The following is a 16,424-nucleotide window of genomic DNA, read 5'->3' as shown; positions in this document are numbered from 1 at the left end:
TTTTTAAAAAAACAAGTGAGTTTTTGTCCAGATTCAGAAAGTCTGATTGTTATAGGTTTTTAAACAATTTAAACTTTAAATGATGGAACAAAGACTCAATTTTTATGTAAAAGGAAAAAACGCTTTTCAGGCACTTGCGCCGGTAGCGGTTCATTTGGCTAAGTCGGGCCTTGAAAAACGTTTGTTACACCTTATTTATTACCGCGTATCGCAAATAAACGGTTGCGCCTTTTGCCTTGATATGCATTCGAAAGATTTATTGGCCGAAGGAGAAACGCCGCAGCGCCTGTTGGTTTTAGACGCCTGGCGCGAAGCCCCGTTTTATTCAGATAAAGAACGGGCAGCCTTGGCTTGGGCAGAAGCGTTGACGAGCCTCGATGGAGGGTTGGTGGCGGATGAAATTTATCAACAAGTAAAACAACATTTTGCTGAAGAAGCCCTGATCGATCTTACCCTTGCTATCTCAACAATCAACACGTATAACCGGTTTAATATTGCGTTTGGCGCTGCAGTTGGAACGTATAAGGTCGGACAGTTTGCTGTTAACTAAATTTTTAACGCTAAAAAAATAATCATGAACGATTTTTTATTCATATTCAGAAGAGATGAAAATAATATTCCTCAATTGTCGCCCGAGCAGATGCAGGAAGACACCCAGAAATGGATTGACTGGATCAGCGGTATTGCGGCAAAAAACAAATTAAAAGACCGGGGCAACAGGCTTGAAAGAACAGGGAAAGTGGTTAAAGGAAGCGATTTGATAACCGACGGGCCTTATATGGAATTGAAGGAAGCGATTGGCGGTTATATCGTTGTGAGCGCCGATTCGCTCGAAGAAGCCGCCTCGTTGGCAACGGGCTGCCCCGTTTTTAATTATGGCGGAAACGTAGAAGTCAGGGAGATCAAAGCTTTATAGTGAAAGAGCAGGAGCTGATACCGCATCTGTTTAGAACGGAGTACAGAAAAATCGTAGCTGTGCTCTGTTCTTTATTTGGCCTGCAGCATATCGAAACGGCCGAAGACCTGGTAAGCGACACTTTCCTGGCGGCCAGCGAACTGTGGGGGCAAAAAGGTGTTCCCGAAAACCCGGTAGGCTGGTTGTATACCGTCGCTAAAAATAAAACCAAAAACCACCTTAAACGTGTCAGCCATTTTGATAAGCATATTTCCGGAAGGCTGCCTAATGAAAATATAGAACAAGCGGAGCCTGATCTTTCTGAAAAAAATATCAATGATAGCCAGCTGGCGATGGTCTTTGCCGTCTGTCATCCGTCCATACCAAAAGAAGCACAAGTCGCTGTGGCGCTCAATTTGCTTTGCGGATTTGGCGTGCAGGAGATTGCCGATGCTTTTTTGACTAATAAAGAAGTAATTTATAAACGCATACAAAGGGCGAAGCAAAAGTTGAAGGAAGCCGGTATGCCGGTTGAATATCCTACAAAGAACGAGATCAATAGCCGCATTGAACCAGTTTTGTCGACAATTTATCTGCTTTTTAACGAAGGTTATTATTCGTCATCTCAAAATAGTGTGTTGCGCAAAGACCTTTGCTGGGAAGCGATGCGCCTTTGTCATTTGTTAGTATCTAACGATGTTGCCAATATTTCGTCCGCCAATGCCCTGCTGTCGCTAATGTGTTTTCATGCGTCGCGATTTGACGCGCGCCTAAATGGCGAGGGTGCATTGGTTTTATATAAAGACCAGGACCCCGAATTGTGGAACAACGAGCTTATCGCAAGAGGGCGGTATTACCTTCGGATTGCTTTCGAAGACGGGCAGCAGTCTAAGTATCATTTTGAAGCAGCCATTGCGGGCTGGCATACCATCAAAGAAGATGTTCCAGAAAAATGGGAAACGGTGTTGCAGCTTTATGACGGCTTATTGCAGCTGGAATACGCTCCAATGGCGGCTTTCAACAGAATCTATGTGTTGTCTAAAGTTCACGGGAAGCAAAAAGCCCTTGAGGAAGCTGCTTCGCTCGAAGGCCCCAAAAATCATTTTTATCACACGTTGCTGGGCAAGCTGTACGAAGGTGTCGATGATCATCAGGCTTTAAATCATTTTAAATCGGCCCTGCAACTGGCCGTGACGGATCCCGAAAGGGAATTGATAAAATTTCATATAAATCAATTTCAAAATAGGAAGGCCTGAGATGGATCTTCCCTTCTAAGCTGAGTCTCCTGAAAGGGACTCGGCGGTGTAGAATCCATTCTAAACGCCGCGTCCACGGCCAATTCACAAGATTCCTAGTGAGACTCGGCTAGGAAGAAAAATTTCATATAAATCAATTTCAAAGTGTTAAGGCCTGAGATGAATCTTCGGACTTTCCTGGTATAGATCTTATTTTTTGGTATATATTTGAATTAAGATTTACCATAAAAGCTAACAAATGAAACTTATTCCTTATTATCTGCTTATTATAGTTCCTTTTGTATTCGTGTTTTGGAGTGCTCAACTGAGCGGGTCAACTTTCGTCGTATCTATGTTGATTTACGCCATGATTTATCGGCCCATCGTTGATGGTGTAAGGCTTATTCACCTGGGATTGCTGAAGAGATCTGAAATTTGGAAGATGTTTATTCCCTTTTATCCAGTGGGCTATATCAAAGAGCTTTATTTTAAAAGATAGCCTTTAAACGCGGCGGATGGTGACTAAATTCAATCCTTATTTCGTGCCATTTTTCTCTATTTTTGACGCATGCAATCATTTGAGGAGTTATCGAAAAAATTTTCCGAACATTTCAACCGTGCTCATTTTCCGGAAGAGCCGTCATCTTTATACGAACCCAATAATTATTTTTTGTCGTTGCCCGGCAAGCGGTTCCGGCCGGTGCTTTGTTTGATGGCCTGCGAGTTGTTTGGCGAAATTCAACCGAGCGCCTGGGATATTGCATCTGCCATCGAGCTGTTCCATAATTTTACGCTGATTCACGATGACATTATGGACAAGGCGCCAAAACGCCGCGGGCAGCCTACTTTGCATACCAAATACAATGAAAGCACAGCCATTTTAGCCGGCGACGTAATGCTCGTAAAAGCCTACGATTATATTAACAAGTTAAGTCCGGAATACATCTCACCGATTCTGGCTATTTTCAATAAAACCGCGGCTGAGGTTTGTGAGGGGCAACAGCTGGATATGGATTTTGAAAAGCGAGATGCTGTCTCTTTTGACGAATACCTGCACATGATCACGCTGAAAACATCTGTATTGCTCGCTGCAAGTTTGCAGATGGGCGGTGTTTTAGGCGGTGGAAGCTTAGGAAACCTCGCGCTGCTTTATGAAACAGGTAAGAAAATTGGCCTTGCGTTTCAGATGCAGGATGATTACCTCGATGCTTTTGGCGATCCGGAAAAATTTGGCAAACAACCTGGCGGTGATATTTTGGCAAACAAAAAAACTTTTCTGCTGATACAGGCGTTGGAGCAATGCAGTACGGGCCAGCGGCAGGAGCTCAAAGAGCTGATGGCCGGCGCGGATAAAGAAAAAGTGCCTAAAGTGCTGCAGCTATACCGCGACTGTAAAATTGATGAATGGGCCCGTGAAAAAAAGAATCTTTTTCTCAACGAGGCTTTGGATCATCTCAATGAAATTGCGGTTATTAGTCAGCGCAAGCTACCGCTGAAGGAGCTGGCGCAATTATTAGTGAAAAGAGATTATTAACGCTTTGCCGCCGGCTATTTGAAATTTTTTATCAGCGCATCAACTAAAACCATCGAAATCCCAAAAAGAGATTAAATGTCAATACTGCGAAAAAAGAAAATCGAGAATATTTTAAAGGAGGCGGAAGCCGGCCACGGTGACGGACATGCTGCGGGCCTTAAAAAAGTTTTGGGCGTTAAAGATCTGACCTTTTTGGGAATCGCAGCGGTGGTGGGCGCCGGCATTTTTTCTACGATCGGCGGCGCTGCTTTTAATGGCGGCCCGGGCGTTTCTATTTTGTTTATCATCACGGCGATTACCTGTGGTTTCTCGGCCCTTTGTTATGCCGAGTTCGCCAGCCGCGTGCCCGTTTCGGGCAGCGCTTACACTTATTCCTACGTCAGTTTTGGGGAGTTGGTGGCCTGGATCATAGGCTGGGCGCTGATCCTGGAGTATGCGATTGGAAATATCGTGGTGGCGATTTCCTGGAGCGGTTATTTCAATAACCTGCTGGAGCATGTATTTCATGTTCATTTGCCCGACTGGATGCTTGTTGACCCTCAAACGGCTTCGGCCGCGTTTGCCAAGGCTACCAGCGAGCTGGCACAAAATCCGGCGCTTACGGCAAAGGAAATCGAGACCTATAATTTTGCGATAAAAGCTTATAATGAAGCGCCGCATATTGGAAACACACCGGTATTTTTTAATCTGCCTGCCTTTATCATCGTTTGCCTCGTAACCTGGCTGGCTTATATTGGTATTAAAGAAAGCAAGCAATCGGCCAATTTTATGGTCATCTTCAAAGTAGCGGTAATTATTTTTGTCATTATTGCCGGCGCTTTTTTTGTGGATACCAACAATTGGCAACCTTTTATGCCGAATGGTTTTGAAGGTGTTTTAAAAGGTGTGTCAGCCGTGTTTTACGCCTATATTGGCTTTGATGCCATTTCTACTATTGCCGAAGAGTGCAAAAACCCGCAGCGCGACCTGCCGCGCAGCATGATTTATTCTTTATTGATCTGCACGGTGTTATATATTGCCATCGCCCTGGTGTTGACGGGCATTGAAAGCTACAGTAGTTTTGATGGTGTTGATGACCCGCTGGCATTTGTTTTTGAAAATCGTGCGCCATGGATCGAGAAAATTATTTCTGTTAGCGCAGTCGTGGCAACCACTTCGGTGCTGCTTGTGTTTCAGATCGGGCAGCCGCGCATTTGGATGAGCATGAGCCGCGACGGGCTTTTGCCGAAAGTGTTTCAAAAAATTCATCCCAAATATCAAACGCCTTCGTTTGCAACGATCATTACCGGCGTTATCGTGGGTGCAGGCGCCCTGTTTCTTCAAAGCGGCCTGGTTACAGATCTGACGAGCATCGGTACTTTGTTTGCCTTTATTTTGGTTTGCGGCGGTGTTTTGTTGTTGCCACCGATGCCAAAGCAAAAAGGAAAGTTTAAGATCCCTTATATCAACGGCCGGCTTATTGTGCCCGCGCTTTATGTATTGTTTATTTATTTTTTCAGGCAGCGCATTTTTGACGCGGTCACAAATATCGGCGCGGAAGCCTACCAGGAAATCCTGTTCCTCATTTTCTTATTGATAGCTTTATGGATCACCTTCAAAACCGCAGTTCACCAATATTCTTTCATTCCTGTAATGGGTGTGCTTTCCTGCATGTATCTTTTAATTGAAATTCCCGCCGTAAGCTGGTTTTGGTTTTTTATTTGGATGGTATTGGGACTATTGATTTATATTCTCTACGGCTATCGCCACAGCAAACTGGCGCCATCAAAAAACGGAATATCTTAAATCGCCTTTAAGCAGCCCGCGCTTTCTTTCTTTGCTTTATTTTTGCAGTTCATGAAATATCAGATAGGAGATAAAGTATTAGTGCTGCATTCGGATGAAGAAGGCGTTATTGTTGATTTTATCAATAAGCAAATGGCGATGGTTGAGGTGAGGGGAGTGAAGTTTCCCGTTTATCTGGACCAGATCGATTTCCCTTATTATAAGCAATTTACGAAAAAGAAAAAGGTTGCGGCGCCTCCTCCCAAACAATATGTGGATGATTTGAAAAAGGAGCGGCCTTCGAAAGAAGAACGGGTGGAAGACGGTGTCTGGCTGAACTTTTTACCCGTAATGGATATGGATGAGTTTGGCGACGATTATGTCGAAAAATTAAAAATCTATCTTGTAAATAATACCAAAAGAGTTTACCGGTTTGATTATAACCTGACTTTTTTTGGGACTTCAGATTTTGACCTTAAAGGCACTTTGCATCCTTTTAAAAACTTTTATGTGCATGATGTCGAGTTTGGAGATATGAGCGATAGTCCCGCTTTCGAATTTGACTTTTCCTTGGCCGAAACAGAAAAAGGAAAAGCTGATCATTTTGAAAAGATTATTAAATTAAAGCCTAAGCAGCTGTTTGGCCGTATTGAGGAATTAAAGCAAAAAAATGAAGCTTCCTTTTCCTATCTTCTTTTTGAACGTTATCCGGACAAAGCGCCGGAAGAAGTGGTTTTGCCGCTTGATAAATTAGCGCATAAGGGCTATAAAATTTATAATGCCAAAGAAGCGCGAAAACACTTGGAGCCGGCGCGGAGCGTGGTCGATTTGCACATTGAAAAACTGACCGATAATCACTCGGGAATGAGCAATTTTGAAATCCTGGCCTTACAGCTGCAAACCTTTGAGAAATTTTATGAACTGGCGGTAGGCCACATGCAGCCGACGTTGATTATCATTCACGGTGTTGGAACAGGGAGGCTGCGCGACGAAATCCACGATGCTTTAAAGCTAAAAGATGAAGTGAATTATTTTATCAATCAGTATGATCCCAGGTATGGCTACGGCGCCACGGAGATTTTTTTAAAGTATTAAGTTTGATTGTTGATTTTGCATTTTAGTTTCTTCATGTTTCAAGCAATTACGAAACTCACTCAGGAATAGGATAATTCATTTTATCTTTGCAGGATTACAAGCCGGGTTATCGCCTTTGATAAAAGGGAGGAAAGTCCGGACAGCATAGGGCAGCATACCGGTGAATAGCCGGATTCGCCTGTGGGCGAAATAGAAAGTGCCACAGAAAATAACTACCTCGCTTCGCGGGGAAAAGGTGAAAATGTGAGGTAAGGGCTCACGGAGATATTTAGTAATAAATATTTCGGGTAAACCTTGTGTGCTGAAATGCCATGTAAACCCCGATTTTTTGCCGGCCCGGCAAATGCGTAAGCTATCGGGGAGGGTAGGCAGATTGATTCCGGAGAGTAATTTCCGGAACAGATAAATGATAACCATCCGCTTCGGCGGTTACAGAATCCGGCTTACAGGCTTGTAATATTTTTTCTTTAGTTAAAACAACCATCACGGCATTGCGACAACCTATCCTTAAATCATTTACCTGCATTTTATACCTGTGCGCCGTGCTGTTTTCTTTTAATTGCGCGTTGAGCAAAAATGCAAAGCAGCCGCCACCAGGTTCCGGCGCTATATCTGCGATCAAATTCCTCGACGTTTATGAAATCCCATTTGAGCAAAGCTTTAAAGGCACCTGGGTAGGCGGACTTTCAGGCATAGATTATGACCGTCAAAAGAATCAATATTTTGTGATCAGCGATGAAAGGTCAGCAACAAGCGCTTCACGTTTTTACACCTGCGCCATCGATATCATTGACTATAAAATCGATTCGGTACGTTTCTTAGCTGTTGCAACATTAAAAAATGCGCGGAATGATACTTTTGCCGGGTTGAAGGTAATGCCCGAGCATGCAGCGGATCCCGAGTCAATAAGATTCAACCCGTTGCGCCGTACCTTGGTTTGGAGTAGCGAAGGGGATAAGGCTTTGCGTGGCGGCAGGATGGTATATCAAAATCCATGGATCTACGAAATGGATCTCAACGGCTACTTTAAAGACAGTTTTTTATTGCCGCCTAACATTCAAATGTATGTGGGCGACAGCGGCGCCCGCGAAAATGACGTGTTGGAAGGATTGAGTTTTTCGGAGGGTACTAAATATTTGTGGGCCAGCATGGAAGGACCAACTTATGAGGATGGGCCCTTGGCAAGTGTCAGTTATGCCAATGCGCCGGTGCGCTTCATTAAGTTTGATAATCAGTCTAAAAAGGCCGTGGCACAGTTTGGTTATCTGTTAGATGCGGTCGCCGCGGCCCCCATTCCCGACTCGGCATTCAGCGTTAACGGTATTTCGGAAAACCTTTGTATTGGAAACCAGCAATTTTTGGTGTTGGAACGTTCATTTTCAACAGGCATTGCAAGTTGCGTTATAAAAATCTACCTGGCTGATTTTTCCAGGGCCACTGACGTGAGCAGCTATAAAAGTTTGTACAGAAATACCGCCTATCGCCCTGCGGCGAAAAAACTGCTTTTTAATTTCAACAGCCTCAATATTTATATCGACAACGTGGAGGGAATTACATTTGGGCCGGTCTTACCTAATGGGCATCAATCGCTTGTGATTATCGCCGACAACAATTTCAACCACTTTGAAAAACAACAGGTTTTTCTTTTTGAAATAGTGCCTTAAGATAGCTGCCCTCCAACTTCATTTTCACATTTTTTTACAGAAAAGCTGTATGCTTTTTTGCCTTTCAACGCGTCTTATTATAGAGTGGCAAAGAAAGATTGAGAAAGTGTATAAAATAGTTTGGTTTGGTTTGGTAGTTATAGGCAAGAGCCCCCGGTTTTCGGGGGCTTTGCCGTTTCATACCCTGAAAAGCTATTTTTCAGTTAACGCCACGTTTTCGAATTTAACGCCCGCCCATCCGTTTAGTATGAATTGACGAATATTTTGATGGTCGGTTTTATCGGGTGCGGCCAACACTGCGCGGTAATGCTCGGCAAACAACCACAGCGTATCTTCGGCAGACAATTGGTAAAGCCTGGCCAACGACAATACTTTTGCGCTTCCTTGATTTTCATGAGCTGCGTTGAGCTGCGCTCCGTTAGAAAAGCGGTAGGAGTGTGGTTATAATATTTTTCCATAAATGCGATGACGTCGGCAAACATGGCTTTTTCGTTTTTGACATCTTGCAGGAGTTGATCCAATTCTTCAAATTGTGTAGGCATTGGGATGGGGTTTATGATGTTATAAGTCTAATTGTAAATGAAATAATCAACAAAATAAAAAAGCACCTACAAATTTGTAAGTGCTTGATTTTCAGTGTGACCGCGTTAGGATTCAAACCTAAAACCTTCTGATCCGTAGTCAGATGCTCTATTCAGTTGAGCTACGCAGCCATTCCCTAAATGGGAGAGCAAAAGTAAGAATAATTTCTGATTTGCGCAAAACGTTTTTTAATAAAACAAAACAAATATCCTAACGCTTCTTCAAATGGGGAGAGCCTTCCAAAAATAATTCTTCGCCCATCCACCATTTTGTTTCCATTTTGAATTTTTGGGGAGTGACTTCTTTTTTCTTGATTAAAAGAAATTTTAAGGTACGAATAAATTTAGAGAAAAGGGTTTTCATATTTATAAATTTTCTTATAAGGTTGGTACAAAGGTACTACTAAAAAATATAACATTCCCTAACTAATAATAGGTATATATTATGCAGTTCTTGTATTTATAGCTTATTTTTGTAAGAAACGCCCGTATCCCTAATAGAAAAGCCTAAATCGTTGAAAATGATATTTTTCACAAAAGAATGACTGCTAAAAAGCCCATAAAAATTTCTGAAAAGGTAAAGATTACCATCGCCTTATGTATAAGCGCTTTGATCCTTATTGGGTTGGGCATTTATGCCGGTTCCAAAACGGTCCATTATAAAAGGTCAATGCGGGATGTGAATCTTTCCGGTATCATGATCACGCAATCGCAGGATGTGTTGAATGCGATTCAGGACGTGCAGTCGGCTTATCGGGGTTACATCATCACCAACGATTCTTCCTATCTCAAATCCTTCGACATTGCGTCGCGTTTTTTGCAGGTGCGCGTCAATTCTTTGAAAGCCATGCCGATGATTACGGCGCAGCGAAAACTATTGGACAGCATCAGTGCTTTGGTGAAAGAGCAAAGGCAGATCGCTTACAGCATTATCGTGAAGCGCCATTATATTTCCTTTTTGGAAGCCTGGCGTTTTTTTAACGGGGGAGAAGAACATCGCCTGGTTAATAAAATTCGTTACTGCGTTCTCAAGTTTATCAATACGGAAAAGGCGCTTCAGTCTTTAAAATTAAAAAGAGAGAATGAGAACTTTAATACCGTCATTTTTGTAGTGGTGATCAGTGTAATCGCGGCCGTTACCATCATTCTGCTCACATTGGTTTATATACGGGTCATTTATCAACGGCTGGTCAATACCGAGCAGTTGCTGATCAAATCGCAGCTACGCCTGGAAAGCATTCTCGATAAATTGCCGGTAGGTGTTATCATCGTAAACACGAAAAGCAATGAATACCATGCGAATAATAAAGCTGTGGCATTACTCAACAGGCATATTCTGCCCGATGGCAACGTGTTTGAATCGAATGATAAAAAAGATACGCGCAAAGGTGCACTTCAACACGAGCTGAGAGACAAGCTTTTTATTTCTCATGCCATACACGGAGAAGAAAATATTGGCTTCAATGAAACAACTATCCGGGTGGATGAGCGCGATGTGCCGTTTAGAGTAAGCGCTATCCCGGTTTACAATGAAAAAGATCAGCTTGAGTATGCTATTTCCGTATTCGATGATATTAGTAATATCAAGCAATTTGAAAACGAATTGATTGAGGCAAAAAAATTGGTTGAAGAATCTTTGCGGTTGAAGCAATCGTTCCTCAGCAATATGAGCCATGAAATCCGAACGCCTATCAACGCAATTTTAGGTTTTGCAGAGCTGCTTGGCAAACGAGATATTGGTTCGGAAGAGAATGAGTACGTACGCATTATCCGGTCTGCTGGCGAAAACCTGTTGCGGCTCCTAAACGATATATTGGATTTCTCCAAGCTCGAATCAAACATGATGGTGTTTGAAGAACACCCGGTCAGCATCGATGGTATTCTCAATTCTATCTGCGTTCTTTATCTGCCAAAGGCAAAAAACAAAGACATTACTTTAAGTTACGAGTGTCACGCCAATGTTCCTGATGTAGTGGTGGGCGACCCGGTGCGTTTAACGCAGGTGATTACGAATATTGTGGGGAACGCCATTAAGTTTACGCCCAAGGGAAGCGTGCTGATTTTTGCCAAGTTAATTTCGCCGCCCGAGGCGCCTCCCGTTATTGAATTTAAGATTAAGGATTCGGGAATTGGTATTTCAAAAGATAAGCTGTCGCGCGTGTTTAAAAGGTTTGAGCAGGCAGGAGTGGAGACCACGAGATTATATGGCGGAACCGGATTGGGGTTAAGTATTGCCAAACATATTGTGCAAAGCCAGGGCGGTGAAATCTCTGTTACAAGCGAGCTGGGCGTCGGTTCTATTTTCAGGTTTACCATGCCGTTTGCTGCGTTCAATCCTTCTAATGCGGCGAATTTGCCCACCGTTGAGTCGGTGACAGATTTATCATTTTTGGATGATCTGAAAATTCTTTTGGTTGAAGACAATGCGCTCAACATAAAATTGATCAATGGAATTTTTGTAGGTACGAATGTGAAAATAGATGTAGCCGAGTCAGGCGGCGAAGCGGTGGAAAAAGCGAAGTCCAATTTTTATGATATCATATTGATGGATATCGAATTGCCGGATATGAACGGCTATGACACGACCCGCATTATTCGGAATGAGCTGAACGTCAAATGGCCCATCATCGCGCTGACTGCGCATGTGCTCGCCGGAGAAAAGGAACGTTGCCTTGAAGCGGGTATGAATGATTACCTGACAAAGCCTGTCAATACCCGACAGCTATTCGAAAAAATCAATACTCTTTTAAAAAGAGATATTGGTTTAAAGGCACTGGTCGGTGAGGAAGTGAAAGTGACGGTGAATACACTATCGTCGCAACAACTTTTCGTTACGGATGCCGTAGTGGATCTTAGTTATTTGCGAGAATTGTCCGACAATAACAAAGAGTTTGAGAAAGAAGTCATCGAAATGTTTCTATCGCAGGTGCCCGGCCAGATGGAAGAACTGGATGTGGCGATAAACCAAAGAAACTATACTGAAATCAAAATGCTCGCGCACAAGCTGAAGTCGTCGACGGCAGTGGTGATTGGGAAAAAACTGATGCCGCATTTTGAACTGCTTGAAGAAAAAGCAGTGGGCGGGGAACTAGACGATAACTCTTTCAGAAGTTATAACAATATAAAAGAAGTTTTAACCAAAGGTATACAACAGTTGGAGCGCCTGCTGCAAACCTCTTACAGTGAAGTGTAACGGTGATTAAAACTGTGCCTGCATGGCTTCCAGGCCCTTCGCGCCCGGGAAAAAGCCGGCAATTTTTGCGATAACATTTTCTACCACTACGTCAGGACAAGAAGCGCCGCTGGTAATTAAAATACGCACAGGGCTTTTGTTGGTGAGATAATCGCTGGTTAAAACCTCTTGGTGGTTATGAAAATTATAATGAAGTATTTCTTTTTCAGAAATCATTTTTTCCGCGCTGTCAATATAATAAGTAGGCAACTGCTCTTCACAAAGCTCTACCAGGTGCGACGTATTAGAGGAATTATATCCGCCTACAACAATCGCTAAGTCGGCCGGTGTATTCAACATCGCAGTAACAGCAGTTTGATTGTCGTTTGTCGCGTAGCAAAGTGTGTCGCGCGTATCAGCAAAATGCGCAGATAAAGTTTCTTTAGTAAGTTGATATTTTTCGATCATTACTTCTTTCAGGTAATCGGCAATGGCCTGCGTGTCGCTGGCCAGCATTGTGGTTTGATTAACAACGCCGATCCTTTCAAGGTCTTTCGCTACATCAAAACCTTCGCTGTATTGATTTTTAAACTCCTGGTAAAAATCTGCAGGGGCAAGATCGCCTTTAATATAACCAGCCAGCCTGATGGTCTGCGCCATATCTTTCACTACCACCGAAGGTGCGCCGGAAGCAGCATGCGAAAAGGTGGCCCTGGTTTCTTCATGCGTAGGTTTGCCATGAATGATAATTGTATATTCTTTTTTCGCGATTGCCGCGCTCCGGTTCCATACTTTTTCAACAAAAGGGCAGGTGGTATTATACTTTTCGGTAGGAATGCCGATATCGTTCAATTTCTTTTCGATGGAAAGCGTGGTGCCAAAAGCAGGAATCAATACAATGTCGTCGCGGGTCAGCGTTTCAAAAGGAATTAATTCGTTGCCGCGTGTGTCTTGTAAAAAGCGAACGCCATGGCGCTGAAGATCCGCGTTCACCTGCGGATTGTGTATCATTTCACTTAATAAAAAAATCCGTTTGCCCGGATGCTCGTCCACCGTTTTAAAGGCGATCTCAATCGCATTTTCAACACCATAACAAAAACCAAAATGCCGCGCAAGATAAATTTTCACCGGCCCGAAATCGAGCAGGGTGGGCGTGAAATCTTTTTTTAATTTATCGTGCTGCTTTCTGCTGCTTTTGATGGCAGAAATAAGAGAACTTCTGTAAAAAACAGGAACATCAAACTGCTTCATACCGCAAAGATACACATGAAATGCCCAAGCGCAGCACACGCGTTTTTGCGAGATATTCCCGGCTAGCTTCTTTACCGACAAGTGTGGATTGGAGGACGAGATTGAGAAGCAATCAAGCTATGGAAAACATATTGCATCAAGTTTTAAGTTCGTTCAAAGATAAGATCAGATATTTCCCTATCTTCATTTTAACGCCAATCTGCAAGGTTGGCAGGTTAAAAAACTGGTTAACTAAATAGAAATTAATGTCAGCGACCCGGGAAAAAATGGAATGGATTCATTCTGCTAATATTTACGAAGTAAATCTGCGACAATACACCAAAGAGGGAACTTTCGATGCCTTTGCGCAAGAGTTGCCGCGGTTAAAAGATATGGGAGTGCAGGTGCTTTGGTTGATGCCGATAACGCCAATAGCCACCGAAAAAATGAAAGGAACGATGGGTAGTTATTACGCGTGCTCCGATTATACCGCTGTTAATCCCGAATTTGGCACTTTGGACGATTTTAAGAATCTGGTAAATGAGGCGCACCGACAGGGTTTTAAACTGATTATTGACTGGGTAGCGAATCATACCGGCTGGGGCCATGTTTGGACAAAGTCAAACCCGGAATATTATCTTCATAACGAAGATGGCAGTTTTCATGCAGCCAGCGGCATGGACGATATCATTGAATTGGATTTTAATAATCCCGACCTGCGCAGCGCGATGATCGATGCGATGAAATTTTGGGTAACCGAATGTAATATCGACGGTTTCAGATGTGATCTCGCGTCTTGGGTGCAGGTAGATTTTTGGCAGGAGGCCAGGCCCCTTGTGGATGCCATCAAGCCGCTGTTTTGGTTAGGCGAGTTTGATGAAATTGAAAACCCGGAACATGGGAAAATTTTCGATGCGAGTTATTCGTGGAAGTGGATGCATAAAACACGCGATTTTTATGATCACCGGCAACCGCTGCATGAATTGATTGAGCTGCTGGATCAATATGATGCGATTGGTAACGATAGCATGCGTGCGTGGTTTACTACAAATCACGATGAAAATAGCTGGAACGGAACCGAGTTTGAAAAATATGGCGATATGGCGAAGTTGCTAGCCGTGTTTAGTTGCACCTGGAACGGCATCCCCCTGCTCTACAGCGGCCAGGAGCTTCCGCTCGTTGATAAGCGGCTGGCATTTTTTGACAAAGATCCTATTCCCTGGACCGGGCGATATGCCATGCACGGGTTTTATAAAAAATTATTACAACTCCACGCTGAACATCCCGCTTTAAGGGGTGGAGATGATAAAGCTGCAACCATCAGATTGCAAACGACTGCTGACTATAAAATTCTTGCTTTTTTGCGTAAGAATGAATCGGACGAGGTTTTGGTTATTCTGAACTGGTCGGGCGACGCATTGCATTTTCACCTAACCGACAATCGGGCGAGCGGTATTTTTAATGAGTTGTTTTCGGGGGTTTTGAACGATTTTGATATGAATAAAAATTTTGAAATACAGCCCTGGGAATATTGGGTATTCGTTAAGGCTTAAAATCTTTCTTTTAAAATCATAAAAAAAGCCGGTCGTTTAAAACCGGCTTTTTAAATATCTCGCTATGTGGATTAAAAGGCTCCGCCGCCTTCGTCTCCGGCTAAATTGATCTGATAAGTATAACGCCCGCTGTAACCGGGGTAGATACCCACTAACGCAATCACACTGCTTCTGAGCTGGCTAAGCGTTTGCGCAAACTCATCCATGCTTTTCACTTCCTGCCCGTTCACCGATGTGATGATAAACCCTTTCTCCATTCTTGTTTTTTTGAATGGGCCGTCGGGTCGGATATTGGTCACTTCAACACCGCCTTTTATTCTTAACTGCTCGGCGCGGTCTCCGCTCACATTCTTTAAATCAACGCCTAATCTATCAGCGATCGCCTCCGCAGAAGACAACTGAACAATTTTCGATTGAGCTGATAATACCACGTCAACGGTGTTTTCTTTTCCATTTCTTATATAAGTGATTTTTACTTTGTCGCCCGGTTGCGCGCTGGCTATAGCTCCACTTATTTCCAGTCCGGAAACAATCTGGTTGCCATTTAATTTGGTGATAATATCTCCTCTTTTAATACCGGCTTTGCCTGCGCCGCCATCAGGATCTGTACCCATAACGTACACACCGTCCTGCACATTGGCTCTTTTCAAATACTCCTCATTTTGAGAAGGCTGGCTCGAGTAAGTTACACCCAGGTAACCGCGCTTCACATCTCCGTACTTCACAATATCATTTACAATCTTTTTGACAATTGACGAAGGGATAGCAAACGAATACCCGGCATAAGTGCCGCCCGGCGCCAATATCGCAGAGTTGATACCAATGAGCTCACCGTTGGTATTTATTAATGCACCACCGCTGTTGCCGGAGTTTACCGCCGCATCAGTTTGAATAAATGATTCAACCGGCGACTGGCTTTGCTGGCTGTTGATGCCGATACTTCTTCCTTTAGCGCTGATAATGCCGGCTGTAACAGTGGCTTCCAGGTTAAACGGATAGCCTACTGCAAGCACCCATTGTCCAAGTTGGAGGTTGTCTGAATTTCCATAAATAAGATAAGGAAGATTGATGGCTTCTATTTTCAATACCGCCAAATCAGTGCTGGGATCGCGGCCTACCACTTTGGCCGTGTAGGTTTTACGCCCTTCGTTTAAAGTTACTTTAATTTCGGGAGCAATATCTTTTCCATTGCGATCGGAAATAACGTGGTTATTGGTCACAATATATCCATCCTGGCTAATGATAACGCCGCTACCGGACGCTCTTTGCTCAGGAATCATTTGCGGGCCCATACCGCCAAACATATCACCAAAAAAATCTTCGAATGGATCGTAACCGCGGCTTTCGCTGTTGGGTAAATCGTTGCTGAGCTTTCTCGCAGGAATTTTGGTTTTAATATGCACAACGGCCGGTACAGCCGATTGAGAAGCTTTGGTAAAATCGGTCGGGTCGGCCGCGTTACCATTATTGTCAAAAAAGCTGGCATAATTGACAGGCAGTTTGCCGTCCATCGTTGTACCAATCCCGTTCGATGCGCCCCTGAAGAATTTACCATAAATATAAACGCCTCCAAAAGCAGAAAGAACGCTGATCACAACAATGAATAATAATTGTTTAAATTTCATATCTTTTTCACTTTTTAATTAGAATGATTCAAAAACTATTCCTTTTCGTCACAAAATAACAAATTGTCAGACGCAT

At 43.4% G+C, this 16,424-nt stretch carries 13 protein-coding genes, 1 tRNA gene, 1 other RNA gene and 1 pseudogene; 11 read left to right on the top strand and 5 right to left on the bottom strand.

The window, feature by feature from the left end; genetic code table 11:
- The first annotated feature begins 79 nt into the window (after positions 1-79).
- The 9 genes from ABDK00_RS11225 (at position 80) to ABDK00_RS11185 (ending at position 8,187) form a co-directional block, all read left to right on the top strand.
- Positions 80-550 carry a carboxymuconolactone decarboxylase family protein gene (locus ABDK00_RS11225; protein WP_346237311.1) on the top strand — a complete coding sequence of 157 codons (471 nt, stop codon included), beginning with the start codon at positions 80-82 and terminating at the stop codon, positions 548-550.
- 24 nt (positions 551-574) lie between these two features.
- Positions 575-916: a YciI family protein gene (locus ABDK00_RS11220; RefSeq protein WP_346237312.1), complete on the top strand. Its 342-nt coding sequence runs from the start codon at positions 575-577 to the stop codon at positions 914-916.
- A complete protein-coding gene (locus ABDK00_RS11215; protein ID WP_346237313.1) occupies positions 916-2,151 on the top strand; it encodes an RNA polymerase sigma factor in 1,236 nt (411 codons plus the stop codon). The genes ABDK00_RS11220 and ABDK00_RS11215 overlap by 1 nt, the downstream gene beginning before the upstream one ends.
- 238 nt (positions 2,152-2,389) lie before the next feature.
- Positions 2,390-2,629, top strand: a complete 240-nt coding sequence (locus ABDK00_RS11210) for a hypothetical protein (protein ID WP_346237314.1) — start codon at positions 2,390-2,392, stop codon at positions 2,627-2,629.
- 69 nt (positions 2,630-2,698) lie between these two features.
- The gene (locus tag ABDK00_RS11205; protein WP_346237315.1) at positions 2,699-3,664 is read left to right on the top strand and encodes a polyprenyl synthetase family protein; all 966 of its coding nucleotides are present in this window, start codon (positions 2,699-2,701) and stop codon (positions 3,662-3,664) included.
- A gap of 75 nt (positions 3,665-3,739) precedes the next feature.
- Complete coding sequence (locus ABDK00_RS11200) at positions 3,740-5,449, top strand: amino acid permease (RefSeq protein WP_346237316.1); 1,710 nt, start codon at positions 3,740-3,742, stop codon at positions 5,447-5,449.
- Positions 5,450-5,500: 51 nt separating this feature from the next.
- Positions 5,501-6,523: a Smr/MutS family protein gene (locus ABDK00_RS11195; RefSeq protein WP_346237317.1), complete on the top strand. Its 1,023-nt coding sequence runs from the start codon at positions 5,501-5,503 to the stop codon at positions 6,521-6,523.
- Between the two features lie 93 nt (positions 6,524-6,616).
- An RNA gene (gene rnpB / locus ABDK00_RS11190) (RNase P RNA component class A) lies at positions 6,617-6,985 on the top strand.
- A gap of 104 nt (positions 6,986-7,089) precedes the next feature.
- Positions 7,090-8,187, top strand: a complete 1,098-nt coding sequence (locus ABDK00_RS11185) for an esterase-like activity of phytase family protein (protein ID WP_428400328.1) — start codon at positions 7,090-7,092, stop codon at positions 8,185-8,187.
- Between the two features lie 192 nt (positions 8,188-8,379).
- Here ABDK00_RS11185 and ABDK00_RS11180 read toward each other — a convergent pair.
- The 3 genes and pseudogenes from ABDK00_RS11180 to ABDK00_RS11170 all read right to left on the bottom strand — a co-directional run.
- Positions 8,380-8,559, bottom strand: a pseudogene (locus ABDK00_RS11180) (HopJ type III effector protein); the annotation flags it as partial.
- A gap of 267 nt (positions 8,560-8,826) precedes the next feature.
- A tRNA-Arg gene (locus tag ABDK00_RS11175) sits at positions 8,827-8,900 on the bottom strand.
- 79 nt (positions 8,901-8,979) lie between these two features.
- Positions 8,980-9,132: a hypothetical protein gene (locus ABDK00_RS11170; protein ID WP_346237319.1), complete on the bottom strand. Its 153-nt coding sequence runs from the start codon at positions 9,130-9,132 to the stop codon at positions 8,980-8,982.
- A 177-nt stretch (positions 9,133-9,309) separates the two neighbouring features.
- On the opposite strand from ABDK00_RS11170, the gene ABDK00_RS11165 reads away from it, so the two are divergent.
- Complete coding sequence (locus ABDK00_RS11165; protein WP_346237320.1) at positions 9,310-11,961, top strand: hybrid sensor histidine kinase/response regulator; 2,652 nt, start codon at positions 9,310-9,312, stop codon at positions 11,959-11,961.
- Between the two features lie 6 nt (positions 11,962-11,967).
- Here ABDK00_RS11165 and ABDK00_RS11160 read toward each other — a convergent pair whose 3' ends face one another.
- Positions 11,968-13,191 carry a 4-hydroxy-3-methylbut-2-enyl diphosphate reductase gene (locus ABDK00_RS11160; protein WP_346237321.1) on the bottom strand — a complete coding sequence of 408 codons (1,224 nt, stop codon included), beginning with the start codon at positions 13,189-13,191 and terminating at the stop codon, positions 11,968-11,970.
- A gap of 245 nt (positions 13,192-13,436) precedes the next feature.
- On the opposite strand from ABDK00_RS11160, the gene ABDK00_RS11155 reads away from it, so the two are divergent.
- Positions 13,437-14,723 (top strand): alpha-amylase family glycosyl hydrolase, encoded by a 1,287-nt coding sequence (locus tag ABDK00_RS11155; protein ID WP_346237322.1) that lies wholly within the window; start codon positions 13,437-13,439, stop codon positions 14,721-14,723.
- Positions 14,724-14,794: 71 nt separating this feature from the next.
- Here ABDK00_RS11155 and ABDK00_RS11150 read toward each other — a convergent pair whose 3' ends face one another.
- Complete coding sequence (locus ABDK00_RS11150; protein WP_346237323.1) at positions 14,795-16,348, bottom strand: trypsin-like peptidase domain-containing protein; 1,554 nt, start codon at positions 16,346-16,348, stop codon at positions 14,795-14,797.
- Positions 16,349-16,424: the final 76 nt, after the last annotated feature.

This window comes from Niabella insulisoli (genome assembly GCF_039652435.2).
GTDB lineage: Bacteria > Bacteroidota > Bacteroidia > Chitinophagales > Chitinophagaceae > Niabella > Niabella insulamsoli.
The sequence above is the reverse complement of the archived record's forward strand: the minus strand, read 5'-3'. Positions and strand labels throughout refer to the sequence as shown.